Here is a 626-nt window from a genome sequence, read left to right as displayed (position 1 = left end):
AGAAAGAAACGTATTGATAGCCCACGAATACATAATGGGTGGATTGAATAGCGAATCTGAAAGGCCTCTATCAATTGGAGGAAGCGAATATGTTGATCCCTCTATTTTTGAAAAATTTGATTACGTTGCCCTTGGACATCTTCACAGACCTCAAAAGATCAAAAATATTTATTACTCTGGTTCTCTTTTGAAGTACTCATTCAGTGAAGCAGACCATGTAAAAGGAATGAACCTAGTAGAAATGAAAGAAAAGGGAAATATAAAAGTTGAAAAATTGAGCTTTAACAGGGCTAAAGATATGAAGGTAATAAGAGGAAGTTTTGACGACGTAATGAAAATGGAGAGTTCGGATGATTATCTTCAAATAATATTAGAAAACACTAAGCCCGTTTATGATGCCATAAACAAACTGAGAGCAAAATTTCCGAATGTTCTATCCCTTGATTTTCCTAATTTAAAAACAAATGATGAAATAAAAACAAGAGATTATAATATAAAGAAAATATCCCCCGTGGATCTTTTTGAATTGTTTTACCAAGAAGTCAAAAACCAAGAACTTTCTTTTGAGGAAAAACAGATAGTGGCAAGTATTTTCAATGAACTCCAAAAAGCAAGCGGTGAAGAAA

General features: G+C 33.1%; 1 protein-coding gene. It reads left to right on the top strand.

Annotated elements, in window-relative coordinates; translation table 11 throughout:
- Window positions 1–626: exonuclease SbcCD subunit D (locus tag AA81_RS00535; RefSeq protein WP_211292613.1), on the top strand; the 626-nt coding region annotated here is incomplete at both ends.

The organism is Petrotoga halophila DSM 16923, from assembly GCF_002924615.1.
The sequence above is the reverse complement of the archived record's forward strand: the minus strand, read 5'-3'. Positions and strand labels throughout refer to the sequence as shown.